The organism is Caballeronia sp. RCC_10 (genome assembly GCF_041360715.1).
Lineage (GTDB): Bacteria > Pseudomonadota > Gammaproteobacteria > Burkholderiales > Burkholderiaceae > Caballeronia > Caballeronia grimmiae.
Genome location: NZ_JBFUPT010000005.1, coordinates 214,055 through 238,982, shown reverse-complemented (window position 1 = coordinate 238,982; position 24,928 = coordinate 214,055). Strand labels below are relative to the sequence as shown.

The window sequence follows — 24,928 nt, the reverse complement described above, 5'->3', positions numbered from 1 at the left end:
TGAGTTGGCGCTTCCTTATTCTCGTTCCATGCAAAGAATGCAGCATTTCTTAGCTTCGCAACTTGAGTCTGTTTTTCGCTGAACTTGTATTCGTGTCGGTCTATTTGCGCGCCCCTCCCCGGGGCGGGGGTCACTTTCTTTGCCGCTGCAAAGAAAGTAACCAAAGAAAGCAGCTTTTTTTCGAACCGCACGATGCACTAGCTTGTGTGGCCACTCCGTAGAACAGCGGTGGCACTCAGCTTGAAAGAGCCTTGAATCACCTTCCGCGCCCGCTGACTACTAACGTCCTCCGAGCCCCTTGGCTCGTTAACACCATCATTAGTTTAGCCACCTCGAAAACGCATCTCTCATCAGCAGCCCAAGCAATCGAGTTTCGCTTACCGCATAGATCGCACATTACACCGCTCGCGCATCGACTCCCTTGAGTCGCCCCGCGCCGTAGCAGTCAGTCGTTTTGCCATTGTCCGACTTCCCTGAGACGTCTACGTTGTGCCGTTAGCATTTAAAGTCCGGCTGCTGCTTGGCTTGTGCTTGTGCGTGCCTTTTGCCTTTTGCCTTTTGCCTTTTGCCTTTTGCCTTTTGCCTTTTGCCTTTTGCCTTTTGCCTTTTGCCTTTTGCGTTTTGCGTTTGCGGCTCGCGGCTCGCGGCTCGCGGCTCGCGGCTTGCGGCTCGCGGCTCGCGGCTTGCGGCTTGCGGCTTGCGGCTTGCGGCTTGCGGCTTGCGGCTTGCGGCTTGCGGCTTGCAGTCTGCGCGTTTTGTCGCTCGATGTTGTTTTGTTTGCGCGGTACGAGATAGACGACCGGTGCTAACGAGCCAAGGGGCTCGGAGGACGCTAGTTGTCAGCGGGCGCGGAAGGTGATTCAGGGCTCTTTCAAGCTGAGTGCCACCGCTGTTCTACGAAGCGACCACACGAGTCAGTGCATCGTGCGGTTCGAAAAAAAGCTGCTTTCTCTGGTTACTTTCTTTGCATGGGACCAGAGTAAGGCGCTAAAGCGCCAACTCTGGGCGACAGCCAAGAAAGTGACCCCCGCCCCGGGGAGGGGCGAGCAAATAAACCGACACGAATACAAGCTCACCGACAAACAAACGCCAGCCGCAGACCAAACACCCTCAGCAAAGCTGAAACTTCCCCACCAGCGCCTTAAGCGCCCGCGCCTGATCATCGAGCGACTGAGCCGCAGCCGCCGCCTGCTCCACGAGCGCGGCATTCTGCTGCGTCCCCGCGTCCATCTGCGACACCGCGTGCCCGATCGCCTCGATGCCCGTCTTCTGCTCCGCCGATGCCGCCGATATCTCGCCCATGATGTCCGTCACCCGGCGCACCGCCCTCACGACTTCTTCCATCGTCGCACCGGCTTCCTGCGCATAAGTCGATCCATCGGACACACGCGACACCGATGTATCGATCAGCGTCTTGATCTCCTTCGCCGCCGCCGACGAACGCTGCGCAAGGCTTCGCACCTCGCCCGCAACGACCGCGAAGCCGCGCCCCTGCTCGCCCGCGCGCGCCGCTTCCACCGCCGCGTTCAACGCAAGAATGTTCGTCTGGAACGCAATCCCCTCGATCACGCCGATGATGTCGCCAATGCTCTTCGCGCTCGCATCGATACGCTGCATCGTCTCGACGACGCGGCTCACCACCGTGCCGCCCTTCTCCGCAATCTCCGACGCGTTGTGCGCCAGCGTCGTCGCCTGCATCGCGTTGTCCGCGTTCTGGCGCACCGTCGACGTAAGCTGCTCCATGCTCGCCGCCGTCTTCTCCAGCGCGACAGCCTGCTCTTCCGTGCGGCGCGACAAATCGACGTTGCCCGTCGAAATTTCGCTCGACGCCGACGCAATCGCCTCCGCGCTCGCCGCAATATCGCCGACCGTCGCTGACAGGCCCGACTGCATTTCGGACAGCGCGTAAAGCATGCTCGCGTCGTCGCGACGCTTGAGCGCGATCGGATACGCGAGATCGCCCGAAGCAATGCGGCTCGCGATCTCCTTCGCATAAGCCGGCTCGCCGCCAAGCTGGCCGGAAAGACGCCGTACCATCCATTCACTGACGACGATCGCCAGCACGAACAGCGCCGCCGTCAACGCCAGCACCATCACGAACGACGACTGGAAAATGAACGAGGCAGCGTCGATCGTGCGCTTGGCCGCCGCGCCGCGCCGCTCGACGAGCTCATCGACCATCTTCTCGAGCTTGCCGGTCTCGACGAGCAGCGAGACGTCCTGCGTGCCGACTTGCCAGTTCATCTGCGACAGATCGAGCGGCTGTTCCTTCACGAGCTTCACGAACGTGCGCAGGTTGCCGCTCCACGTCGCGAGCGCGGCGGTAAAGCGTTTGTGCTGCGCGAGCGCATCGGTGTCGGCACCATCCATGTACTGCGACAACTGCGACTGCTCCTTGCCGATGTCCGTCAGCGCGTGCCCGATCTGATCGCCGAGTTCATCGCGCTCCTTCGCCGTCGACGCGGTCAGCAGCATCTTCTGCGAACGGCTCGCCCGCAGCAGATAACCGCGCGTTTCCTCGGCCGCCCGGCTCGCGACATAACCCTGCGTATAGATCGATTCCGTTGCGCCGTTGAGACGGCTGATCTGCGTGAGCGCGATCGCGCCGATGGCCAGCGTGCCCGCCAGTACGAGGCCGAACGCGAGGCGCAGCGACGCTTTGACGGATAGTCCGCGCCTGGTCGCTCGCGGTGAGCCCGCGCCCTTGCTGGCGCGCAGCGTATGCAGTTTCATCGATGATCCCCGTAATCGTTATGGTCGAGCGATGCGCTTTGTGACGCGCTTTCATGCTCTGCTTCTTTGCTCATCTACGGCATGAGTCTGGTTTTCTTTAACGATATCGGCACGACCGTGCGCGTTCGTTGGCTTCAGTCGATGCGATTCCCATCCGCACTTATAACCGGCCAAAAAGTGCATGTGTCTGATGATTACTCCACGCCTCGTGTCCGGTTCGCGACAAATCTTGGCAGCACACCGCGAGCGAGACATCCTAAACTTGGCAAACATGCGGTTCGCGCATGAATCGCAACGAAGAAGAGTCCGAGACAACCGCTTTTTAACTGCCATCGACATGCAAACGAGCATCGACAAGGGCGCGTTTCCGCCATCGGAACCGCCTGCCGCCACCGCGCCGGCCGTGCAGCGCACGGTGTATTCCGTGTTGGGCGCGATCAGTTTTTCGCACCTGCTCAACGACATGATCCAGTCGCTGATCCTCGCCATCTATCCCATGTTCAAGAGCGAATTCGCGCTCACATTCGGGCAGATCGGGCTGATCACGCTGACGTACCAGATCACCGCGTCGCTGTTGCAGCCGCTCGTCGGGCTATACACGGACAAGCATCCGAAGCCGTATTCGCTTCCCGTCGGCATGGGGTTCACGCTGTCCGGGCTGTTGCTGATGTCGGTTGCGGGCAGCTTCGGGACGCTGCTGATCGCGGCGGCGCTGGTGGGCTGCGGATCGTCGGTGTTTCATCCGGAGTCGTCGCGGGTGGCGCGCATGGCGTCGGGCGGCAAGCATGGTCTCGCGCAGTCGCTGTTCCAGGTGGGCGGCAACGCGGGCTCGTCGCTGGGGCCGCTGCTCGCGGCGCTGATCGTGATTCCGCATGGACAGCGCAGCATCGCGTGGTTTTCGGCGGCGGCGCTCCTGGCGATGGTCGTGCTCGCGAACATCGGCCGCTGGTACAAGCGTCATCCGGCGACGAAAAAGGGCCGCGCGCATGCGACGCACGCCGCGCTCCCGCGCGACAAGGTCTTCATGGCGATGAGCGTGCTCGTGCTGCTCGTGTTCTCGAAGTACTTCTATCTGGCGAGCATCACGAGCTACTTCACGTTCTATCTGATCAGCAAGTTCGGCGTATCGGTGCAGACCGCGCAGATTCATCTGTTCGTGTTCCTCGCGGCGGTCGCGGCGGGCACGATTATCGGCGGGCCGGTCGGCGACAAGGTCGGGCGCAAGGCCGTGATCTGGGTATCGATTCTCGGCGTCGCGCCGTTCACGCTGCTGATGCCTTACGTCAACCTGTTCTGGACGGGCGTGTTGTCGGTGATCATCGGCCTCGTGCTGGCGTCGGCGTTCTCGGCGATCCTGGTGTACGCGCAGGAACTGATTCCGGGCAAGGTCGGCATGGTCGCGGGACTGTTCTTCGGCTTCGCGTTCGGGATGGGCGGCGTCGGCGCGGCGGTGCTCGGGCATCTCGCGGACGTGACGAGCATCGATCACGTGTACAAGCTGTGCGCGTTCCTGCCGCTGATCGGCATGTTGGCGGTGTTCTTGCCGAAGACGAGGGATGCGAAGGCTTGATGGGCCGATGCGGCGCTGAAGCGCCGGCACGCACGAAACGCCCGGTCGAGGTTTTATGACCGGGCGTTTCGTTTGTTTGGTCGCAGGTTGCGACGAGCTTTTATAGCCGTTGCCGTCGATTGACTCGGACGTGCGGCATCGCGTGACGGATCCCGACAGCTTCGAAATCCCGCCCTCCCTTGCCGCAAATCAATGCCGCCCGTCCACTACTTCCCCTCCAGCGCCGACCTCACCTGCGCCAACGCCCCGGCATCCTCGATGGTCGGCAAATCGCCCGGATCGCGTCCTTCCGCCAGCGCCGCAATCGCGCGCCGCAGCAGCTTGCCGGAACGCGTCTTCGGCAGCATCGACACGAAATGCACGCGCGCCGGCCGCGCGATCGCGCCGAGCTGTGTATCGACCGCATGGCACAGCTCCGCTTCCATGCCCTCGCGCGCCCCGGGCGCATTGATGCGATCGGCATCGCGCAACACGACGAACGCCGTCGCCGCCTGCCCCTTCACCGGGTCCGCCACGCCGACGACCGCCACTTCCGCCACCGCCGCATGCGCCGACAGCGCCTCCTCGATCTCGCGCGTGCCGAGCCGATGTCCCGCCACGTTGATCACATCGTCGGTGCGCCCGAGTATCGACACGTAGCCGTCCTCGTCCTGCACGCCCCAGTCGAACGTCGAATAAACCATCTGGTTCGGCACACTGCGCCAATACGTGTCTATGAAACGCTGGTCATCGCCCCATACGGTCTGCATGCAGCCGGGCGGCAGCGGATAGCCGAGCGTGACGACGCCCTTCTCGCCCGGCGCGCAGACATCGCCGGTCAGTTCGTCACGAAGCGTCAGCGCAAAGCCCATCGACGGCACGCCCGGCGAACCCAGCTTCGACGGCAACGCCTCGATGCCGCGCGGAATCGCAAGCATCGGCCAGCCGGTTTCGGTCTGCCAGTAGTTGTCGATGACGGGCTTCTTGAGCGCGCTTTGAATCCACTGCGCGGTCGGCTCGTCGAGCGGCTCGCCTGCAAGAAACAGCGTGCGCAGGCTCGACAGGTCGTATTTCTCCATCAGCGCCGGGTCCTGCTTTTTTAGCACGCGCAGCGCGGTCGGCGCGGTGAACATCAGGTTGATGGCGTATTGCTCGACGAGCCGCCACCAGACGCCGCCATCTGGACGAACCGGCGTGCCTTCGTACATCACCGTGGTCAGTCCCGCGATCAGCGGCGCATAGATGATGTAGCTATGCCCCACGACCCAGCCGATGTCCGATGCGGTGAACATCGTGTCGCCCGCCGCGCCCTGAAAAATGTGCTCCATCGACGCCGCGAGCGCCACCGCATAACCGCCGACATCGCGCTGGACGCCCTTCGGCCTGCCCGTCGTGCCGGACGTATAAAGGACGTAGGACGGATCGTTCGATTCGAGCCATTCGCAAGGCACGTGGGCGTCGAAAAACTGCTCGCGCAGCGGCTCGTAGGCGACGAGATAGCTGGCCTGCAATCGCTCCGGCGCAAGCTGGCGGTCGATCAGCAGCACTTGCGTCACTTTGAACTCGGCGCGGGACAGCGCTTCATCGACGAGCGGCGTGTAGTCGATCACCTTGCCGGCACGCGCGCCGGCGTCGGCGGTGACAATGAGCGCAGGCTCCGCATCGTCGATGCGCGCTGCCAGGTTCGGCGCCGCGAAGCCGCCGAACACGACCGAATGGATCGCGCCGATGCGCGCGCACGCGAGCATCGCGAAGACCGCTTCGGGGATCATCGGCAAATCGATGAGCACGCGGTCGCCTTTCTTGACCGACAGCGAGCGCATCACGGCCGCCATGCGGTTCACCTCGGCGTGAAGTTCGGCGTACGTGTAGCGCCGCTCGATGCCGGTTTCCGTCGATACATAAACGAGCGCGTCCTGTTGCGCGCGCGTCGCTAGATGGCGATCGACCGCGTTGTGACAGAGATTCGTCCTGCCGCCGATGAACCATCGCGCGAACGGCGGATTGCTCGCGTCGAGCACGCTGTCGAACGGCGTCTGCCAGTGGATGCGGCGGGCCTGCTCGGCCCAGAACGCTTCTGGCTCGTCGATAGACCGTCGATACGCTTCTCGGTAAGTCGGCATGCGCGTCCTCTGCAAAGCGGCGTTGGCTCCACAGAATAGAGCAGCCGGCGAACGGCTGGCTAGAGAGGGCGCGCCCTGATCGGTCCGACGGTTCTAGACCGCGCGGGTCTGCGAGACGCGCGTGGCCGCTTTGGTGGCCGCGTGCTTGAGCAGCACCGGCGCAAGCTCGTTCGCCACCCGCATGCTCGATACCACGACCGTGCGGACGCCGCTTCCTTCTGTGAGCGTGCGCAGCGTTTCGCGCGTGCCGGCCCGTGCTTCGATGCGCGGCTCGATCACGATGAAACCGCGGCAGTGCGCGCCCAGCGCCGCGCGATGCGTGCGCAGCCAGGCCGCGCGAAGCCGGAAGTCGTCGGGCGTCTCGTCGCCGGCGTGTTCCGCGACGACGACGAACGGCGTCGCCAGTGCAAGCAGCCGTCGCATCTGCGCGGCCCATGCGAACGCGCAGCCCGGCTGGACCGCGCGGCGGCGCACTCGAACGAGCGGGAAACGGCTGGCGTCGAAAAGCTGCGAGTCCAGCCCGAGCGGGGGATTCTTGAAAAGGTCGGCGTTCACAGCGGCTTCGGGCTCCAGTGATTCAGGGCGGCGATCAGGCTCGGCCAGCGGGAACGCCGCGGCACGACGCGCTTTTTCCGCACCGCGTGCGGCGGCCGGCGATCGGCCTGCTGCTCCGCTTCGACCGCGGGCGCGGCCGTCCAGGCGCGGCGCGTCGTGTCGAGCACCTTCGCGGCGTTGACGGCGAGGGCGCAGCCCTGGACCGCGTCGCACGCGTCGCTTGTGGAATCGTTCGTCATGTCGGGCGTCCTCCAGATGCATCTCACGAACGATTGTATTGAGAATCATTCTCAATTACAAGCGCGATCGCGGATTTCCGAGGAGGTGCGGCGAGAAGACGCGGCAGCGTCAGCCGCGCGCTTGTAGAAAGCGTCCGAGAACGCCCGACGAATACGTCGCGGCGATGGCCGCCAGAAACTCCGCGAAGGAAACGGGCGCAGCGGCGTCGGCGGTATCGGAGATGGTCCGCACGACCGCGCACGGCACGCCATGCTCGAAGCAGACCTGCGCGAGCGCCGCGCCTTCCATTTCGACGGCGAGCGCGTCCGGCAGCGCGTCGCGCAATGCGGAGACCTCGTCGTGACTCGCGATGAAGCGGTCACCGCTCACCACCAGCCCGCGATGCACTCGCGGCGCCACCACCGCGAACCGTTCGGCGAGCGCAGCGGCTTCCGTCTCGACGAACGCATGCGCCGCAGCGGCGAGCGCATCCGACAACGCGCCGTCCGAATCGAAGCGCGCCCGGTCCAGCAACGGCACTTCGTAGCGCGGGAATAACGGCGATGCGTCGAGATCGTGCTGCAGCAACGCATCGGCGATGACGATATCGCCCACGCGCACATCGCGATGCACGCCGCCCGCGACGCCGGTGAAGACGATCGCATCGGCCTCGAAGACGTGGATCAGCGCGCTCGCCGTCGCCGCCGCCGCCACCTTGCCGATGCGCGCGAGCGTCACCACGACGCGCACGCCATGCGCCTCGCCGACGTGATACTCGCGCTGCCCGAGCGTGACGGTCTGCACGTCGCCGGCCTCGCGCATCCGGGCGACGAGGTCGCCCAGTTCCTGCGGCAGCGCCGCCATGATGCCGAGCCGCTTCATTCGACCGCTTGGAGTTTCGCGACCGCGAGCGCGAGCCACTTCTCGCCGTGGCGCTTGAAGCGCACTTGCGCGCGCGCATCGCCGCCGGAGCCTTCGAGCGCGGTCACGGTGCCTTCGCCGAACTTCGTGTGGAAAACGGCCTGTCCGACCTTGAAGCCGGTGTCGGCTGCCCGCTGCTCGTTGGCAAACGATGGCAGCGCCGCGCTCACCGTCGATGAACCTCCGCGCTCCTGCCCCGGCCGCGCGAACCAGTCGCGGCCCCAGCCGGCGTTGTCCGACCGGCCGCCCCAGCGCGCGCCCGGCTCGACCTTCGGCGTGAGCCATTTGAGCGAGCCTTCCGGCAACTCGTCGAAAAAGCGCGAGCGAATGTTGTAGCGCGTCTGTCCGTGCAGCATCCGGCTCTGCGCGAACGACAGATACAACCGCTCCTTCGCCCGGGTGATCGCCACATACGCGAGCCGCCGCTCCTCTTCGAGCCCGTCGGATTCCTGGGCGCTGTTCTCGTGCGGGAACAGCCCCTCTTCTAGCCCGGTGATGAACACCGCCGTGAATTCCAGCCCCTTCGCGGCGTGGACGGTCATCAGTTGCACGGCGTCCTGCCCGGCCTGCGCCTGGTTGTCGCCCGCTTCGAGCGATGCATGCGACAGGAAGCCCGCGAGCGGCGTCATCGTGTCGGGATTCTGCGCGGGATCGGCGATGCCGGGCGCATCGAGCACTTCGATCTCGCCATCCTCGCTCACCGCCGCGATTCCGGGCGCGGCGGTCGCGCCCGGACGCAGCGGGATGGAACGCGCGGGCGTATCGAGGCCGTAGCCCTCCTCGCTCACGAACGCCGCCGCCGCGTTCACCAGTTCCTGCAAGTTCTCCAGCCGGTCCTGCCCCTCGCGTTCCATTTCGTAGAACGCGGCGAGGCCGCTCGCGCGCACCACGTATTCGACCGTTTCCGGCAGACTCATCTGCTGCGTCTCGGCGCGCATTTTCGCGATCAGCGTTGCGAACGCGCCGAGACTCGACCCCGCCTTGCCGGCCACATACGGCACGGCTGCGGCCATCGAACAGTTGTAGAGGCGCGCCGCGTCCGCGAGCTGTTCGATCGACCGCGCGCCGATGCCGCGCGTCGGAAAATTGACGACGCGTGCGAACGCGGTGTCGTCGTTCGGGTTGTCGATCAGGCGCAGATACGCGAGCGCGTGCTTCACTTCCTGACGCTCGAAGAAACGCAGGCCGCCGTACACGCGATACGCGATCCCCGCGTTCACGAGCGTATGTTCGATCGTGCGCGACTGTGCGTTGCTCCGGTACAGCACCGCAATCTCGCCGCGCGCCATCCCGGTATTGATGAGCGCCTTGATTTCCTCGACGATCCAGCCCGCTTCCTGCGAATCGGTCGCGGCCTCGTAGACGCGCACCGGTTCGCCGTGGCCGGCATCGGTGCGCAGATTCTTGCCGAGCCGGCGTGCGTTGTTCGCGATCAGAAAGTTCGCCGTATCGAGAATATGTCCGTGCGAACGGTAGTTCTGCTCGAGCTTGATCAGATTGCGCACGCGAAACTCGCGCTCGAAGTCGTGCATGTTGCCGACGTTCGCGCCGCGAAACGCGTAGATGGATTGATCGTCGTCGCCGACTGCGAAGATGGCGTTATGCTCGCCCGCCAGCATCTTTAGCCACGCGTATTGCAGCTTGTTGGTGTCCTGGAACTCGTCGACGAGGATGTTGCGAAAGCGCGCCTGATAGTGCGCACGCAGCGGCGGATTGTGCGCGAGCAGTTCGTAGCAGCGCAGCAGCAGCTCCGGAAAATCGACGACGCCTTCGCGCTGGCACTGCTGGTCGTAAGCTTCGTACAGCTCCACGAACTTGCGATTGAAGCTGTCGGTGGCGTCGACGTCCTTCGCGCGCAGGCCCTGCTCCTTCGCGTTGTTGATGAAGTACTGCAGGTTCTTCGCCGGATACTTCTCGTCGTCGACATTCAGCCCCTTCATGAGCCGCTTGATCGCGGAGAGCTGGTCGGCGGTATCGAGGATCTGGAACGACTGCGGCAGGCCCGCGTCGCGGTAATGCGCGCGCAACATGCGGTTGCACAAGCCGTGGAATGTGCCGATCCACATGCCGCGCGTGTCGATCGGCAGAAGCGCGGACAGACGTGACATCATTTCGCGCGCCGCCTTGTTTGTGAACGTGACCGCGAGGATGGTCGGCGGCGACGCATAGCCCTGCTGGATCAGCCAGGCGATGCGCGTGATGAGGACGCGCGTCTTGCCGCTGCCCGCGCCCGCGAGAATCAGCGCGGGCTCGTTGGGCAGCGTCACGGCGGCGAGCTGTTCGGGGTTCAGGTTGGCGAGTAAGTCGGGCATGGGGAAATTGGGACGCGGGTCAAGCAGGCGGGCCGCTCATTATAAGACCGTGCCGATGGCGGCGTTCAGGCCTACGCCATCCGGCCGAGGGCGCGAATCATCCGACGCAGCCTTGCGGAACTTATAATTGGGGATTCCACGCACTTTTTCACGCATTTTTCGGCAGATTTCACGATGAGCGACAACACGCTTGCGAAGAGCTTCGAGCCCCAGAACATCGAGTCCCAGTGGGGCCCCGAATGGGAAAAGCGCGGCTTAGCTGCGCCCACGTTCCGGCAAGGCGCGAAAAATTTCTCCATTCAACTGCCGCCGCCGAACGTCACCGGCACGCTGCACATGGGGCACGCGTTCAACCAGACCATCATGGATGGCCTGACGCGCTATCACCGCATGCTCGGCGACAACACGCTGTGGGTGCCGGGCACGGACCACGCGGGCATCGCGACGCAGATCGTCGTCGAACGTCAGCTCGATGCGCAGGGCATCTCGCGCCATGACCTCGGCCGCGAAGAATTCCTGAAGCGCGTGTGGGCGTGGAAGGAACAATCCGGCTCGACCATCACGAATCAGGTGCGCAGGCTCGGCGCGTCGATCGACTGGTCGCGCGAATACTTCACGATGGACGACAAGATGTCCGCCGCCGTGCGCGATGTCTTCGTCACGCTGTACAAGCAGGGCCTCATCTACCGCGGCAAGCGCCTCGTGAACTGGGACCCGGTGCTCGGCACCGCCGTGTCGGATCTGGAAGTCGTCAGCGAGGAAGAAAACGGCAGCCTGTGGCACATCAAGTATCCGCTGCCGGATGGCTCGGGTCACATGACGGTCGCGACCACGCGCCCCGAAACCATGCTCGGCGACGTCGCGCTGATGGTGCATCCGGAAGACGAGCGTTATCAGCATCTGATCGGCAAGACGGCCGTGCTGCCGCTGTGCGATCGCGAAATTCCGATCATCGCCGATGACTACGTGGACCGCGAGTTCGGCACCGGCGTCGTCAAGGTGACGCCCGCGCACGATTTCAACGACTATGCCGTCGGCCAGCGCCACAAGCTGCCGCAGATCGAAATTCTCACGCTCGACGCGAAGATCAACGACAACGCGCCCGAGAAGTATCGCGGCATGGATCGTTTCGAGGCACGCAAGCAAGTCGTCGCCGATCTCGAAGCGCTCGGCCTGCTCGACTCCGTGAAGCCGCACAAGCTCATGGTGCCGCGCGGCGATCGCACGGGCGTCGTTATCGAGCCGATGCTGACGGACCAATGGTTCGTCGCGATGACGAAGCCCGCGCCCGAAGGCACGTTCCATCCGGGCAAGTCGATCACGGAAACGTCGCTCGATGTCGTGCGCAGCGGGCAGATCAAGTTCGTGCCGGAGAACTGGACGACGACCTACTATCAATGGCTCGAGAACATCCAGGACTGGTGCATCTCGCGTCAATTGTGGTGGGGCCATCAGATTCCGGCGTGGTACGGCGAAAACGGTGAGATCTTCGTCGCGAAGAGCGAGGAAGAAGCCCGCGCCGAAGCCGATGCCAACGGCTACACGGGCTCGCTCAGGCGCGACGACGACGTGCTCGACACGTGGTTCTCGTCCGCGCTCGTGCCGTTCTCGTCGCTCGGCTGGCCGAACGAGACGCCGGAACTGAAGGCGTTTCTGCCTTCGTCGGTGCTCGTGACGGGCTTCGACATCATCTTCTTCTGGGTCGCCCGGATGGTGATGATGACCACGCATTTCACCGGCAAGGTGCCCTTCGACACCGTCTATGTGCACGGCCTCGTGCGCGACGCCGAAGGCCAGAAGATGTCGAAGAGCAAGGGCAACACGCTCGATCCGATCGACATCGTGGATGGCATCGATCTCGAAACGCTGGTCGCCAAGCGCACGGCCGGCCTCATGAATCCGAAGCAGGCCGCGCAGATCGAGAAGAAGACGCGCAAGGAGTTCCCGGAAGGCATCCCGTCCTTCGGCACCGATGCGCTGCGCTTCACGATGGCGTCGATGGCCACGCTCGGCCGCAACGTCAACTTCGATCTCGCGCGCTGCGAGGGTTATCGCAACTTCTGCAACAAGCTCTGGAACGCCACGCGTTTCGTGTTGATGAACTGCGAAGGCCAGGATTGCGGTTTCTCGAAACCCGGCGCATGCGAGCCGGGCGATTGCGGCCCCGGCGGCTATACGGACTTCTCGCAGGCGGATCGCTGGATCGTCTCGCTGCTGCAGCGTGTCGAAGCGGAAGTCGAGAAAGGCTTCGCGGATTATCGTTTCGACAACGTCGCGAGCGCGATCTACAAGTTCGTGTGGGACGAGTACTGCGACTGGTATCTGGAACTCGCGAAGGTGCAGATCCAGAACGGCACGCCCGCGCAGCAGCGCGCCACGCGGCGCACGCTGTTGCGTGTGCTGGAGACGGTGCTGCGCCTCGCGCATCCGGTGATTCCGTTCATCACCGAAGCGCTGTGGCAGAAGGTCGCCCCGCTGACGGATGCGTACCCGGAAGGCGCAAAGGAAGGCGAAGCGTCGATCATGACGCAGCCGTATCCGCGCGCCGAAGTGAAGAAGATCGACGAATCGTCGGAACAGTGGGCGGCCGAACTGAAGGCAGTGATCGACGCATGTCGTAATCTGCGTGGCGAAATGAATCTCTCGCCCGCGGTGAAAGTGCCGTTGCTCGCGCACGGCGACGCGGCGCGTCTTTCCACGTTTGCGCTTTACGTTGCGGCGCTCGCGCGTCTTTCGGAAGTGAAGATCATCGACGACGAAGCCGCGCTCGACAAAGAGGCGCATGGCGCACCGGTGGCGATCATCGGCGCGAACAAGCTGGTGCTCAAAGTCGAGATCGATGTCGCCGCCGAACGCGAGCGCCTTTCGAAGGAAGTCGACCGGCTCAGCGGTGAAATCGCAAAATGTAACGCCAAGCTCGGTAATGAAAGCTTTGTTTCAAAAGCGCCGGCCGCTGTCGTTGATCAGGAGCGCAAAAGGCTGGCAGAATACGAGACCACTATCGAGAAGCTTCAGGCGCAATTATTGCGACTGCCCGTTTGAACCGGGAGTTTTATACCGACTCCCCTTCGGCTACTGGCTCGATGTTCCAGATGATTAACAGGATCAGGGTTATCACATGCTAAAAGTTACCAAAGCAGTTTTCCCGGTTGCGGGTCTCGGTACGCGGTTTCTGCCCGCGACCAAGGCCAGCCCGAAGGAAATGCTGCCGGTCGTCGACAAGCCGCTGATTCAATATGCGGTTGAAGAAGCCATGGCCGCCGGCATCACCGAAATGATCTTCGTGACGGGCCGCAGCAAGCGCGCCATCGAAGACCACTTCGACAAGTCGTATGAGATCGAAGCCGAGCTCGAGGCACGCGGCAAGGAAAAGCTGCTCGAACTCGTGCGCAGCATCAAGCCGAGTCATGTCGATTGTTTCTATGTGCGTCAGGCCGAAGCGCTGGGTCTCGGTCACGCGGTGCTGTGCGCCGAAAAGCTCGTCGGCGACAACCCGTTCGCCGTGATCCTCGCGGACGACTTGCTGTACGGCAAGCCGCCCGTGCTGACGCAGATGATCGAAGTGTTCGACCACTATCACAGCTCCGTCATCGGCGTCGAAGAGATTCCGCCGCAGGAAACCAAGTCGTACGGCATCATCGACGGCAAGGAGTGGGAAGACAACATCGTGAAGCTGTCGGGCATCGTCGAGAAGCCGGAGCCTGCTGTTGCGCCGTCGAATCTCGGCGTGGTTGGCCGTTATGTGCTGAAGCCGCGCATTTTCGATCACATTCGCGCGGTGAAGCCGGGCGCAGGCGGCGAATTGCAACTGACGGACGCGATCCAATCGCTGCTGTCGGATGAGCAAGTGCTGGCGTACAGGTATCACGGCACGCGCTTCGACTGCGGCAGCAAGCTGGGCTATCTGAAAGCGACGGTGGAATTCGCGCTGCGCCATCCCGAAGTGGCGAAGGACTTCGAAGAATATCTGCGTACGCGTTCGCCGATTCTCGAAGGCTAAAACGCCTTCGTTTGCTGGATAAGAAAATGCCCGTCACGATCGTGACGGGCATTTTGCTTTATAGCCTTTCGAATCTAGCGGCGACGCATCAGAAAGACGAAGGTCTTGTCCTGCGACGTTGCCTCGACGATCTCGTTGCCGGTTTGTCTGGCGAAGGCCGCGAAATCGCGCTGCGATCCGGGGTCGGTGGCCAGCACTTTGAGAATCTGGCCGCTCGTCATGTCGGCGAGCGCCTTCTTGGCGCGCAGAATCGGCAACGGGCAGTTGAGCCCGCGCGCGTCGACTTCCTTGTGAACTTCCATCGCGATTGAACCTTCCGTGTGCCTGGGTGATTGAGCGCTGCTAAAAGATCGATTTTAGCGCAGCGGTCAAAGATCCACCGGCCGCCCCGACGCACACGCCTCGCGCAACGCGATCCCGATCCGCGTCGCCTCTCGCGCATCTTCGAGCGTCAGCCCCGTGGGCTTGCCACCGCTAACCCAAGCCACGAACGCTTGCGCCTCGCGCAGAAACGCATCTTCGAAGCGCTCGAAAAACGTCGGCGTGCAAGCGTTGCGCACGCCGTATTCATCCGCAAGCTCCACGCGGTTCAAGCGCGGATTTTTTCCCACCGACAACGCCCCCGCCGTGCCGATCACTTCGGTTTGCGTATCGTGTCCGTGCGCCATCGTGCGCGACGCATAGAACACGGCGAGCCGGCCATCGTCGAATTCGACGATGCCCACGCCGTTATCGATATCGCCGCATTCCCGCAAGCCATCGTGGATCGCGATCGTCCCGCTCGCCATTACGCGCGTCGCTCGTGGATTGCCGAGCAGCCAGCGCGCAAGATCAATGTCGTGCACGCTGCAGTCGAGAAACAGCCCGCCTGACGTTGGCGCAAAACGCACGAAGAAGCCATCGGGGTCGTTCTTGTCGCAAGTCTGCGAGCGCACCATGAAAGGCCGCCCGATTGCACCCTTCGCAATACTGTCGAACGCATCGCGATAACTCGCGTCGAAGCGCCGCACAAAACCGATCATCACATGCAGATGCGCATGACGGCCATGCGCGTCGATCACGCGATTGCACTCCGCAAGATCGAGCGACAGCGGCTTCTCGCAGAACACGTGCTTGCCCGCCTCCAGCGCGGCGATGATCTGCGTCGCGTGCAGCGATGTCGGCGTGACGAGCCACACCGCATCGACCGATGCATCGGCGAGCAGCGCGTCGTAATCGGCATGAAGCGCGGCATCGGGGAGCTGCGCTTTCGCCCACTCGCGCTCTTCCTGCAGCGGGCTGCACGCCGCGACGAGCCGCGCGCCCGGCACGTGCCACGCGAGATTTTCCGCATGCCGCCGCCCGAGTCTCCCGAGCCCGACGATACCCACGCGCACCGGATTCATGCCGCGTGCTCGCCGAGATGGACCACGCGCTTCTCGCGCCACGAAAGCGTCGCGGCTTCCGCAAGCTCGAGCGCCTTCACGCCGTCGGCGACGGTCGTTCGCACCGGCTTGCCGTGCTCCACGGCATCGAAGAAATGCGCGATTTCCAGCGCATACGCCGCGCGGTACCGCTCCAGAAAGAACGCCTCGGGCACGTCGCACGATACGGCCGTCTTTGAGTACGCGGTGACTTCGGTCGGCCGCACGTTGCCCGCCTGCAGCATGCCCGCGCTGCCGAGCAGCTCAAAGCGCTGGTCGTAACCGTATGCCGCACGCCGCGCCGTGTTGATCTGACACAGCCGCCCGCGCCTGGTGCGGACCGTAACGGCGGTCGAATCGATATCGCCCGCATCGGCGATGGCAGGATCGGACAGCACGCTGCCCGTCGCGTGCAGCGTGTCGGCTTCGTCGTCGAGCATCCAGCGGAAAATGTCGAAGTCGTGAATCAGCATGTCCTTGAAGATGCCGCCCGAATGCCTGATGTAGTCGACAGGCGGCGCGCCCGGATCGCGGCTCGTCACGATCAGCATTTCCGGATCGCCAATTTCGCCCGCATCGACGCGCGCCTTCAACGCCGAGAAGGTCGGGTCGAAACGCCGCTGAAAACCGATCATGCAGACAACGCCCGCGCGCTCCACCGCATCCGCGCATGCACGCGCACGCTCGATCGTGAGATCGACGGGCTTCTCGCAGAACACATGTTTCTTCTGCGCCGCCGACGCCAGGATTAGTTCGGCATGCGTATCAGTACTCGAACAGATGACGGACGCGCCGACGGACGCATCGCCCATTGCGCCATCCACATCGGCGACCTGTGCGCCGTATTGCGCCGCGAGCGCGGCCGCCGCATCGCGGTTCACATCGACGACATACCTGAGCCGCACGCCCGGCTGCCGCGCCAGATTCGCCGCATGAATCTTCCCGATGCGCCCCGCCCCAAACACCGCCACGTCAATCGTCATAGCCGCTTGTCTCCCTGGATTCTTCGACGTTCAATTCGAGCCGGTACGCGAGCGCGATGAAGAGCGCCTGGCACAGGCAGATGGTGCTCGTGAGCGAGCGAAACGCAAACGCGCTGCCCTCCTTCACGAACAGACTGGCGCTCGCATGACGCGCGAGCGGCGAAAGCTGACTATCGGTGATGACGAGCGTCCTGGCGCCATGATGCTGGGCCGCGCGCACGCAATACTGCGTCTCCTTGCCGTAGGGCGCGAAGCTGATCGCGATCACGACATCGCCCTTTTTTACGCTGCGAATCTGTTCGTGAATCATCCCGCCGATGCCCGACACCAGATGCACGCGCTTCTTCGTATGGCCGAGCGCATAGACGATATAACTCGCCACCGCGAACGAGCGGCGCACCCCGACGACGTAGATGTTCTCCGCCTGCTGCAGCATTTCGACGGCGGCTTCGAACTGCGCATCGTCGAGGCCGGCTTCGAGTTCGACGAGTCCCGCACGGCTCGCCGCGATGAACTCGCGCGCCACCGACACGCCCGAGGCTTCGCCCGCCTTCTCGTCGATCAGCTTGCGAATGCGTTGCTGATAGCTCTGCGACGCATTGCCGCCCGCGTACGCCTGCCGGAACACCGCCTGCAGGTCCGAGAAGCCCGAGAAACCGAAGCGCTGCGCAAAGCGCACGACCGCCGACGGATGCACGCCGCAGGACGCCGCGATGTCGCTCGTGCGATCCATCATCACGCTCGGTCGATGCTGCTCGATATAAGTCGCCACGCTCTTCAACTGGCGCGGCAGCGAATCGTAGGCATCGGTGATCCGCTGCATCAGTTCGTCGACGCCAGGAACGTCGGTGCTGGTTTCGTCCTGCATGAAAGGCTCGCTTCATCGGCGCTCGAAGTGAGCCCCGGTGGAAGCGATTATAGGAAGGCGGCAAGCAAATTGGAATGCATTTTCTATTTGTCGCACCGATGAAATACCTATTGCAGGCCGCCAAAAACTGACCTAATCTCGCTCGTGAGCACGATGCACCGTTTCATCGACTCATCGGCTGCAAGCTGGCATCGGCTCATGGACGATCACACCGAACAACAACCGAGATAGGTGGAGACAATGACCCTTTGCAACGGTCGGGCCGCGCTGCGCGCGCTGGCGGCTGCTGCTGCGTTATGCAGCGCCGCGTTGTTGACGACGTCCCCCGCGCAGGCCGCGCCGGACGCCAGGTTCGTGCTCATCAGCCACGCGCCGGATTCCGACTCGTGGTGGAACACCATCAAGAATTCGATCAAGCAGGCCGACGAAGACTTCAACGTGCAGACCGACTATCGCAATCCGCCGAACGGGGATATCGCGGATATGGCGCGGCTGATCGAGCAGGCCGCCGCGCGCAATTACGACGGCGTCATCACCACCATCGCGGACTTCGACGTGCTGAAGAGCGCGATCAACAAGGTCACGGCGAAGAAGATTCCGCTCGTCACGATCAACTCCGGCACCGAAGAGCAAAGCGCGCAGCTCAACGCGATCATGCATATCGGCCAGCCGGAGTACGTGGCGGGCAAGGCCGCGGGCGAGAAGGCGAAGGCTGCCGGCATCAAGTCGTTCCTGTGCGTGAACCATCTGGCGACGAACACCGTCTCGTTCGATCGATGCCGTGGTTTCGCCGATGCCATCGGTGCGGACTACAAGGCCGCCACGCTCGACTCAGGCCAGGACCCGACGGAGATTCAGTCGAAGGTATCGGCGTATCTGCGCAACCATCCGGACACGCAAGCGGTGCTCACGCTCGGGCCGACGCCCGCATCCGCGACGCTCAAGGCCGTGGCGCAAATGGGCCTGCAAAACAAGCTCTATTTCGTGACCTTCGACTTCTCCGACGACATCGCGAAGGCGATCAAGGACGGCACGATCAAGTTCGCGATCGATCAGCAGCCGTATTTGCAGGGCTATATTCCGGTGGCGGTGCTGGCCATCGTGAAGAAGGAGCACACCACCGATCCCGCGAAGATCCGCCAGCTTCTCGAAGCGAACCCGAAGTTCAAGGCTCGCCTCGAAACGTATGGCCTTCAGCCTTCCTATGGGCCGAAGAACATTCGCTCGGGACCGGGTTTCATCACCAAAGAAAATCTCGACAAGGTCGTGAAGTACGCCGGGCAGTATCGCTGATGCACGGCTGACCTTCTTCGGGCGGCGGCATCCGCCGCCCGCGTTTCTCCCTCAGGATTTCCTGCTGCGTCCATGCGAGGACGCGGCAGGCACGCACGCATCGGTACTGCATTGCATTGATGTTTCAAGGAGCCATCATGGGCGTAGCCGGCAAGCACTATCCCCCACACGCGAACCCGCAGCAGGACAACGCCGATGCCGCAACGGACAAGGACAAGCCGTCGGACGAACGCGTGCGCCAGCAATCGTGGTTCGGGCATTTGCTGAATCGCCCGGAATTCGCCGCGATTTCAGGAACGGTGCTCGTGTTCCTCGTGTTCGGCTTCGGCGCGGGATCGTCGGGCATGTTCAATCTCGACGGCGTGATGAACTGGTCGCAGGTCGCCGCCTATCTCGGCTTGCTCGCGGTCGGTGCGTGCCTGCTGATGATCGCGGGCGAGTTCGACTTGTCCATCGGCTCGATGATCGGCTTTGCCGGCATGATGGTCGCGCTGCCCTCGGTGTACTTTCATTGGCCGATATCGCTGTCCATTCTCTTCGCGTTCATCGCGTCGATGCTGCTCGGCGCATTGAACGGCTATCTCGTGATGCGCACGCGCCTGCCGTCGTTCATCGTGACGCTCGCGTTTCTGTTCATTCTGCGCGGTCTCACGCTCGCGCTTTCGATCATGTTCGCGGATCGCACCATCATCTCGGGCGTCGGCGATCTTGCCCAGAAGGACTGGCTCGCCAACACGCTGTTTCATGGCGTCGCGCTGCATGGCTTCTTCACGTGGCTCGCGCATATGGGCATCGGCAGCCTGCTCGATAGCGGCGAACCGCTCGTGCCCGGCATACCGAAAGTCATCCTGTGGTGGCTCGCACTCGCGGCGATCGGCGCATTCGTGCTCGCGAAGACGCGCTACGGCAACTGGATTCTCGCGGTCGGCGGCGATGCGAATGCAGCGAAGAACGTCGGCGTGCCGGTCAAGCGCGTGAAGATATCGCTCTTCGTGCTCACCGCGTTCTGCTCGTGCCTGTTCGCGGTCCTGCAAGTGTGCGATATCGGATCGGCGGCGGCGGATCGCGGCCTGCAGAAAGAGTTCGAAGCCATCATCGCGGCGGTGATCGGCGGCACGCTGCTGACGGGCGGTTACGGCTCGGTCGTCGGCGCATGTTTCGGTGCGCTTATCTTTGGCGTCGTGCAGATAGGCATCACCTATACGAACGTGAGTTCCGACTGGTTCCGCGTGTTCCTCGGCGTGATGCTGCTGCTTGCCGTGCTCTTCAATCACTACGTACGCCGTCGCGTATCGCAGGCTCAATGAGGGCGACCGCCATGAACGACGACAACATTCTCGCGCTGGAGAACGTCAGCAAGTTCTTCGGCAAGGTCATTGCACTGAACGGCGTGACGCTGCGCCTGCGGCGCGGCGAAGTGCACTGCCTGCTCGGCGATAACGGCGCGGGCAAGTCCACGCTCATCAAAACGCTGGCGGGCGTGCATGCGCCCTCTTCCGGCGAATATCTCGTCGACGGCAAGCCGGTGCATTTCGAATCGCCGAAGGAAGCACTCGATCTCGGCATCGCGACCGTGTATCAGGATCTTGCACTGGTGCCGCTGCTTTCCGTTGCGCGCAACTTCTTCATGGGCCGGGAACCGCAGAAGAAGCGCTTCGGCCTCTTCAGCGTGATGGACCTGGATCTTGCCGCCGAAACGTCGCGCGCCAAGCTCGCGGAGATGGGCATCAACGTGCGCGATCCCCATCAGCCCATCGGCACGATGTCCGGCGGCGAGAAGCAATGTCTCGCGATCGCACGCGCGATCCACTTCGGCGCACGCGTGCTGATCCTCGACGAACCGACCGCCGCGCTCGGCGTGAAGCAGAGTTTCAACGTGCTGAAGCTCATTCACAAGGCGCGCGAGAAAGGCATCTCGGTGATCTTCATCACGCACAACGTGCATCACGCTTATCCGATTGGCGATTCGTTCACGCTGCTCAATCGCGGCCGCTCGATGGGCACCTTCACGAAGGACACCATCACGAAGAACGAAGTGCTCGACATGATGGCGGGCGGCGCCGAGATGCAGACGATGATCAGCGAACTCGAAGGCGCGACGATATGAGGACACGAGCCATGTCGACAGACTATCCATCACGCTTCGCAGCGAACCGGACGCGCGACGTCGTGTGTCTCGGCCGCCTTGCCGTCGATCTGTACGCGCAGCAGGTCGGCGCGCGGCTCGAAGACGTGTCCACGTTCGCCAAGTATCTGGGCGGCTCGTCGGCGAACATCGCCTTCGGTTGCGCGCGGCTCGGGCTGCAATCGTCGATGCTCGCGCGCGTCGGCAACGATCACATGGGGCGCTTTCTCACGGAGACGCTCGAACGCGAAGGCTGCGATGTGAGCCACGTTCGCATCGACCAGGACAGGCTCACTGCGCTCGTGCTGCTGGGCATCGAGGACCGCGACACCTTCCCGCTCGTGTTCTATCGCGAGAACTGCGCGGATATGGCGGTCGATGAAAGCGACTTCGATGAGGCGTATATCGCGTCATCGAAAGCCTTGCTCATCACCGGCACGCACTTCTCGACCGAGCAGGTCAATCGCACGAGCCGGCGCGCGCTCGACCTTGCGCGCCGCAATGACGTTCGCACGATTCTCGACATCGACTATCGGCCCGTGCTGTGGGGCCTCACCGGAAAGGCGGATGGCGAAACACGCTTCGTGGCGAACGAAGGCGTGACCGCGCATCTGCAGCGCATTCTGCCGCTCTTCGATCTCGTGATCGGCACCGAAGAAGAGTTTCGCATTGCAGGAGGCAGGGATCGTCTGATCGATGCCCTCGCGATGGTCCGCGCGGTGACGAGCGCAACGCTCGTGGTCAAACGCGGGCCGCTCGGCTGCTCGATCATCGAAAGCGCGACGCCGGCGTCCATCGACGATGCGCCGATTCACGGCGGCGTCGAAGTGGAAGTGCTGAACGTGCTCGGCGCAGGCGATGCCTTCGCTTCCGGCTTCCTCTCCGGATGGCTGCGGGACGAGCCGCTCGAAGCCTGCGCGCGCGCGGCAAACGCATGCGGCGCGCTCGTCGTCTCCCGGCACGGCTGCGCGCCCGCGATGCCCACGCCCGCCGAACTCGATTACTTCCTCGCGGCGGCAAAAGAAGATCCGCTGCGCATGCGCCGGCCCGACAAGGACGCGACCCTCGCGCGGCTGCATCGCGTGAGTCCGGCGCGCAAACAGTGGGACGAAGTGCTCGGCTTTGCGTTCGATCATCGCAACCAGTTCTTCGAGCTTGCGCAGCAGGCGGGCGTGGATGAAACGCGCATCGCGACGCTGAAAGGCTTGTTCGTCGATGCCGTCGCGCAGACGGAAAGCGAACTCGGACTGGCGGGCCGCATCGGCGTGTTGATCGACGACCGCTACGGGCAGGACGCGCTCAACGCGGCGACGGGACGCGGCTGGTGGATCGGCCGGCCGGTCGAATTGCCGGGTTCGATGCCGCTCGTGTTCGACCACGGACGATCGGTCGGCACGACGCTGATCGAATGGCCGCGCGAGCATGTCGCGAAGTGCCTCGTTCACTATCACCCCGATCATCCGCATGACGTGCGGCTCGACCAGGAAGCGCAACTGCGCGCGCTCTACGACGCGGTGCAGGCAAGCGGCCACGAGCTGCTGCTCGAAGTGATCGTGCCGAAGCACGGGCCGCCCGTCGAGGACGATACGGTCTACCGCGCGTTGAAGCGCCTCTATAACCTCGGGATATGCCCCGAGTGGTGGAAGCTCGAACCGATGAGCGCGACGCAGTGGCAGGCTATCGATGCGCTCATCGCCGAACGCGATCCGTATTGCCGTGGCGTCGTGCTGCTCGGCTTGTCGGCGGGCGTCGAGCAGTTGCGCGAAGGTTTCATCGCGGCGGCATCGTCCAAAACGTGCAAGGGATTCACGGTCGGCCGCACCATCTTCCATGAACCAAGCCAGGCGTGGCTCGCGGGCGGCATCGACGATCACGAACTCATCGCACGCGTGCGCCGCACATTCGAATCGCTGATTACGGCATGGCGCGACGCGCGGGCATCGTCGCAGGCGTCCATCGAACGAACTCAGGAGCAAGCCGCATGAACGTCGTCAGACTGACCGTTGCGCAAGCCCTCGTGCGCTATCTCGCCGCGTTGCGCACGGAGAACGGCGAGCCGCTATTCGGCGGCGTGTTCGCGATCTTCGGACATGGCAATGTCGCGGGCATGGGCGAGGCGCTTTATCGGCATCGCGAGGCATTGCCGACGTATCGCGCGCACAACGAACAGGCGATGGCGCACAGCGCGATTGCTTATGCGAAGGCGCATATGCGCCGCCGCATGATGGCGGTGACGACGTCCATCGGGCCCGGCGCGACCAATCTCGTGACGGCGGCGGCTCTTGCGCATGTGAACCGCCTGCCGGTGCTGCTGTTGCCGGGCGATATCTTCGTCTCACGTGTGCCTGATCCTGTCCTGCAGCAAGTCGAAGATAGTCAGGATGGCGGATCATCTGCAAACGACGCGTTGAAAGCGGTCTCGCGATATTTCGATCGCATCGTGCATCCGGCGCAATTGCTGAGCGCCTTGCCCCGCGCGATTCGCGTACTGACCGATGCCGCGTTGTGCGGTCCGGTCACGCTGGCGTTGCCGCAAGACGTGCAGGCGATGGCTTACGACTACCCCGCTTCGTTCTTCGAGCCGCGCACGGTCGACTTTCATGCGCCCGCTGCGCTGCCGCGTGAAATCGAACGCGCCGCCGCCATGCTGCGTGAATCCCGCGAGCCGTTGATCGTATCGGGCGGCGGCGTGCTTTACGGCCTCGCCAGCGACGCGCTGCGTGACTTCGCGCACCGGCACGGCATGCCTGTCGCCGAAACGCAGGCGGGCAAAGGCGCACTCGCGTGGGACGATGCGTTGAACGTGGGCGGCATCGGCGTGACGGGTTCATCGGCGGCGAACGAACTGGCGCATGCGAGCGATTGCGTGCTCGCCGTCGGCACGCGCTTGCAGGACTTCACGACCGGATCGAACACGCTATTCACGCAGGCGCGCCTCGTCGCAATCAACGCGAATCCATTCGATGCGCTCAAGCAGCACGCCGCCGCGATCGAAGCCGATGCGCGCCTCGCACTCGATGCCCTGTCGCAAGCACTCGGCGACTGGCGCGCATCGCCGCAATGGACGACGCGCGCGCATCGCGCGGCGAACGACTGGCGCGAGACCGTCGCGCATGTGACGAACGTGCCGCTGCCGGATGGGACATTGCCGCGCGAGGCGGACGTCATCGGCGCCGTGCAGCGTTCTGACGATGCGTCGGCTGCGAGGGATATCGTCGTGTGTGCGGCGGGGACGCTGCCCGCCGATCTGCAGAAGCTGTGGCGCACGAGCACGCCGGGCGGTTATCACGTCGAATACGGCTATTCGTGCATGGGCTATGAAATCGCCGGCGGCGTCGGCGTCAAGCTCGCGCGGCCGGAACGCGAAGTCATCGTGATCGTCGGCGACGGCAGCTATCTGATGATGAACAGCGAGCTGGCTACATCGGTGATGCTGGGTGCGAAGCTGATCGTCGTGCTGCTCGACAATCGCGGCTATGGCTGCATCAATCGCTTGCAGCAGGCGTGCGGCGGCGCACCGTTCAACAATTTGCTCGACGATTGCAAGCACGGTTCCTTAGGCATCCCGATGATCGACTTCGCGATGCACGCCCGTTCGATGGGCGCGCTGGCCGAACACGTCGCCAACGTCGACGAACTGCAGGCGGCGATGAAACGCGCGCGCGCGGCGGACCGCAGCTATCTGATTTCGATCGACACCGATCCCGCCCGCATCACCGAAGAAGGCGGCTGGTGGTGGGAAGTCGCGGTCCCGGAAGTGTCGGATCGCGATGCAGTCATGTCCGCGCGGGCCGAGTACGAACGCGCGATCCGTGCGCGCCACGGCAACGACGACTAGACGAGG

At 63.5% G+C, this 24,928-nt stretch carries 18 protein-coding genes; 8 read left to right on the top strand and 10 right to left on the bottom strand.

Annotated elements, in window-relative coordinates:
• Positions 1 to 1,110: 1,110 nt before the first annotated feature.
• On the bottom strand, positions 1,111 to 2,733 hold the full coding sequence (locus tag AB6804_RS12660) for a methyl-accepting chemotaxis protein (protein ID WP_370886732.1): 1,623 nt from the start codon (positions 2,731 to 2,733) through the stop codon (positions 1,111 to 1,113).
• A gap of 337 nt (positions 2,734 to 3,070) precedes the next feature.
• On the opposite strand from AB6804_RS12660, the gene AB6804_RS12655 reads away from it, so the two are divergent.
• Entirely contained in the window at positions 3,071 to 4,303 is a 1,233-nt protein-coding gene (locus AB6804_RS12655; RefSeq protein WP_370886731.1) for an MFS transporter, read from the top strand.
• 206 nt (positions 4,304 to 4,509) lie between these two features.
• On the opposite strand, the gene AB6804_RS12650 is transcribed toward AB6804_RS12655, so the two are convergent.
• From AB6804_RS12650 to AB6804_RS12630, 5 genes are all read right to left on the bottom strand, one after another.
• Positions 4,510 to 6,405: a propionate--CoA ligase gene (locus tag AB6804_RS12650; RefSeq protein ID WP_370886730.1), complete on the bottom strand. Its 1,896-nt coding sequence runs from the start codon at positions 6,403 to 6,405 to the stop codon at positions 4,510 to 4,512.
• 93 nt (positions 6,406 to 6,498) lie between these two features.
• Positions 6,499 to 6,960, bottom strand: coding sequence for a hypothetical protein (locus AB6804_RS12645; RefSeq protein ID WP_370886729.1), 462 nt, complete (start codon positions 6,958 to 6,960; stop codon positions 6,499 to 6,501).
• Positions 6,957 to 7,199: a hypothetical protein gene (locus AB6804_RS12640; protein WP_370886728.1), complete on the bottom strand. Its 243-nt coding sequence runs from the start codon at positions 7,197 to 7,199 to the stop codon at positions 6,957 to 6,959. The genes AB6804_RS12645 and AB6804_RS12640 overlap by 4 nt, the downstream gene beginning before the upstream one ends.
• Before the next feature lie 109 nt (positions 7,200 to 7,308).
• Entirely contained in the window at positions 7,309 to 8,061 is a 753-nt protein-coding gene (locus tag AB6804_RS12635; protein ID WP_370886727.1) for a 5'-methylthioadenosine/adenosylhomocysteine nucleosidase, read from the bottom strand.
• Positions 8,058 to 10,412, bottom strand: coding sequence for a UvrD-helicase domain-containing protein (locus tag AB6804_RS12630; protein WP_370886726.1), 2,355 nt, complete (start codon positions 10,410 to 10,412; stop codon positions 8,058 to 8,060). The genes AB6804_RS12635 and AB6804_RS12630 overlap by 4 nt, the downstream gene beginning before the upstream one ends.
• A gap of 174 nt (positions 10,413 to 10,586) precedes the next feature.
• Here AB6804_RS12630 and AB6804_RS12625 point away from each other — a divergent pair, with 174 nt between their 5' ends.
• Positions 10,587 to 13,454 (top strand): valine--tRNA ligase, encoded by a 2,868-nt coding sequence (locus AB6804_RS12625; RefSeq protein WP_370886725.1) that lies wholly within the window; start codon positions 10,587 to 10,589, stop codon positions 13,452 to 13,454.
• A 76-nt stretch (positions 13,455 to 13,530) separates the two neighbouring features.
• Positions 13,531 to 14,412, top strand: a complete 882-nt coding sequence (gene galU / locus AB6804_RS12620; protein ID WP_370886724.1) for a UTP--glucose-1-phosphate uridylyltransferase GalU — start codon at positions 13,531 to 13,533, stop codon at positions 14,410 to 14,412.
• Positions 14,413 to 14,486: 74 nt separating this feature from the next.
• Here galU and AB6804_RS12615 read toward each other — a convergent pair whose 3' ends face one another.
• From AB6804_RS12615 to AB6804_RS12600, 4 genes are all read right to left on the bottom strand, one after another.
• Complete coding sequence (locus AB6804_RS12615) at positions 14,487 to 14,714, bottom strand: sulfurtransferase TusA family protein (protein WP_035959497.1); 228 nt, start codon at positions 14,712 to 14,714, stop codon at positions 14,487 to 14,489.
• A 66-nt stretch (positions 14,715 to 14,780) separates the two neighbouring features.
• Positions 14,781 to 15,797 carry a Gfo/Idh/MocA family oxidoreductase gene (locus AB6804_RS12610; RefSeq protein WP_370886723.1) on the bottom strand — a complete coding sequence of 339 codons (1,017 nt, stop codon included), beginning with the start codon at positions 15,795 to 15,797 and terminating at the stop codon, positions 14,781 to 14,783.
• A complete protein-coding gene (gene iolG, locus AB6804_RS12605) occupies positions 15,794 to 16,798 on the bottom strand; it encodes an inositol 2-dehydrogenase (protein WP_370886722.1) in 1,005 nt (334 codons plus the stop codon). Before iolG ends, AB6804_RS12610 begins: the two co-directional genes overlap by 4 nt.
• On the bottom strand, positions 16,788 to 17,666 hold the full coding sequence (locus AB6804_RS12600; protein ID WP_370886721.1) for a MurR/RpiR family transcriptional regulator: 879 nt from the start codon (positions 17,664 to 17,666) through the stop codon (positions 16,788 to 16,790). Before AB6804_RS12600 ends, iolG begins: the two co-directional genes overlap by 11 nt.
• Before the next feature lie 240 nt (positions 17,667 to 17,906).
• Between AB6804_RS12600 and AB6804_RS12595 the strand changes: the two genes are divergently transcribed.
• The 5 genes from AB6804_RS12595 to iolD all read left to right on the top strand — a co-directional run bounded on the left by AB6804_RS12595 (position 17,907) and on the right by iolD (position 24,922).
• Positions 17,907 to 18,959: a sugar ABC transporter substrate-binding protein gene (locus AB6804_RS12595; protein ID WP_035959501.1), complete on the top strand. Its 1,053-nt coding sequence runs from the start codon at positions 17,907 to 17,909 to the stop codon at positions 18,957 to 18,959.
• 137 nt (positions 18,960 to 19,096) lie between these two features.
• Positions 19,097 to 20,266, top strand: a complete 1,170-nt coding sequence (locus AB6804_RS12590) for an ABC transporter permease (RefSeq protein WP_370886720.1) — start codon at positions 19,097 to 19,099, stop codon at positions 20,264 to 20,266.
• An 11-nt stretch (positions 20,267 to 20,277) separates the two neighbouring features.
• Positions 20,278 to 21,066, top strand: a complete 789-nt coding sequence (locus AB6804_RS12585) for an ATP-binding cassette domain-containing protein (RefSeq protein WP_370886719.1) — start codon at positions 20,278 to 20,280, stop codon at positions 21,064 to 21,066.
• Positions 21,067 to 21,077: 11 nt separating this feature from the next.
• Complete coding sequence (iolC, locus tag AB6804_RS12580; RefSeq protein WP_370886718.1) at positions 21,078 to 23,069, top strand: 5-dehydro-2-deoxygluconokinase; 1,992 nt, start codon at positions 21,078 to 21,080, stop codon at positions 23,067 to 23,069.
• A complete protein-coding gene (gene iolD, locus AB6804_RS12575; RefSeq protein ID WP_370886717.1) occupies positions 23,066 to 24,922 on the top strand; it encodes a 3D-(3,5/4)-trihydroxycyclohexane-1,2-dione acylhydrolase (decyclizing) in 1,857 nt (618 codons plus the stop codon). Before iolC ends, iolD begins: the two co-directional genes overlap by 4 nt.
• Positions 24,923 to 24,928: the final 6 nt, after the last annotated feature.

Bases quoted from the DNA above. Each gene is read 5' to 3' on its own strand.
- AB6804_RS12660 (WP_370886732.1), bottom strand. From the start codon at position 2,733: ATGAAACTGCATACGCTGCGCGCCAGCAAGGGCGCGGGCTCACCGCGA.
- AB6804_RS12655 (WP_370886731.1), top strand. From the start codon at position 3,071: ATGCAAACGAGCATCGACAAGGGCGCGTTTCCGCCATCGGAACCGCCT.
- AB6804_RS12650 (WP_370886730.1), bottom strand. From the start codon at position 6,405: ATGCCGACTTACCGAGAAGCGTATCGACGGTCTATCGACGAGCCAGAA.
- AB6804_RS12640 (WP_370886728.1), bottom strand. From the start codon at position 7,199: ATGACGAACGATTCCACAAGCGACGCGTGCGACGCGGTCCAGGGCTGC.
- AB6804_RS12635 (WP_370886727.1), bottom strand. From the start codon at position 8,061: ATGAAGCGGCTCGGCATCATGGCGGCGCTGCCGCAGGAACTGGGCGAC.
- AB6804_RS12630 (WP_370886726.1), bottom strand. From the start codon at position 10,412: ATGCCCGACTTACTCGCCAACCTGAACCCCGAACAGCTCGCCGCCGTG.
- AB6804_RS12625 (WP_370886725.1), top strand. From the start codon at position 10,587: ATGAGCGACAACACGCTTGCGAAGAGCTTCGAGCCCCAGAACATCGAG.
- galU (WP_370886724.1), top strand. From the start codon at position 13,531: ATGCTAAAAGTTACCAAAGCAGTTTTCCCGGTTGCGGGTCTCGGTACG.
- AB6804_RS12615 (WP_035959497.1), bottom strand. From the start codon at position 14,714: ATGGAAGTTCACAAGGAAGTCGACGCGCGCGGGCTCAACTGCCCGTTG.
- AB6804_RS12610 (WP_370886723.1), bottom strand. From the start codon at position 15,797: ATGAATCCGGTGCGCGTGGGTATCGTCGGGCTCGGGAGACTCGGGCGG.
- iolG (WP_370886722.1), bottom strand. From the start codon at position 16,798: ATGACGATTGACGTGGCGGTGTTTGGGGCGGGGCGCATCGGGAAGATT.
- AB6804_RS12600 (WP_370886721.1), bottom strand. From the start codon at position 17,666: ATGCAGGACGAAACCAGCACCGACGTTCCTGGCGTCGACGAACTGATG.
- AB6804_RS12595 (WP_035959501.1), top strand. From the start codon at position 17,907: ATGACCCTTTGCAACGGTCGGGCCGCGCTGCGCGCGCTGGCGGCTGCT.
- AB6804_RS12590 (WP_370886720.1), top strand. From the start codon at position 19,097: ATGGGCGTAGCCGGCAAGCACTATCCCCCACACGCGAACCCGCAGCAG.
- AB6804_RS12585 (WP_370886719.1), top strand. From the start codon at position 20,278: ATGAACGACGACAACATTCTCGCGCTGGAGAACGTCAGCAAGTTCTTC.
- iolC (WP_370886718.1), top strand. From the start codon at position 21,078: ATGTCGACAGACTATCCATCACGCTTCGCAGCGAACCGGACGCGCGAC.
- iolD (WP_370886717.1), top strand. From the start codon at position 23,066: ATGAACGTCGTCAGACTGACCGTTGCGCAAGCCCTCGTGCGCTATCTC.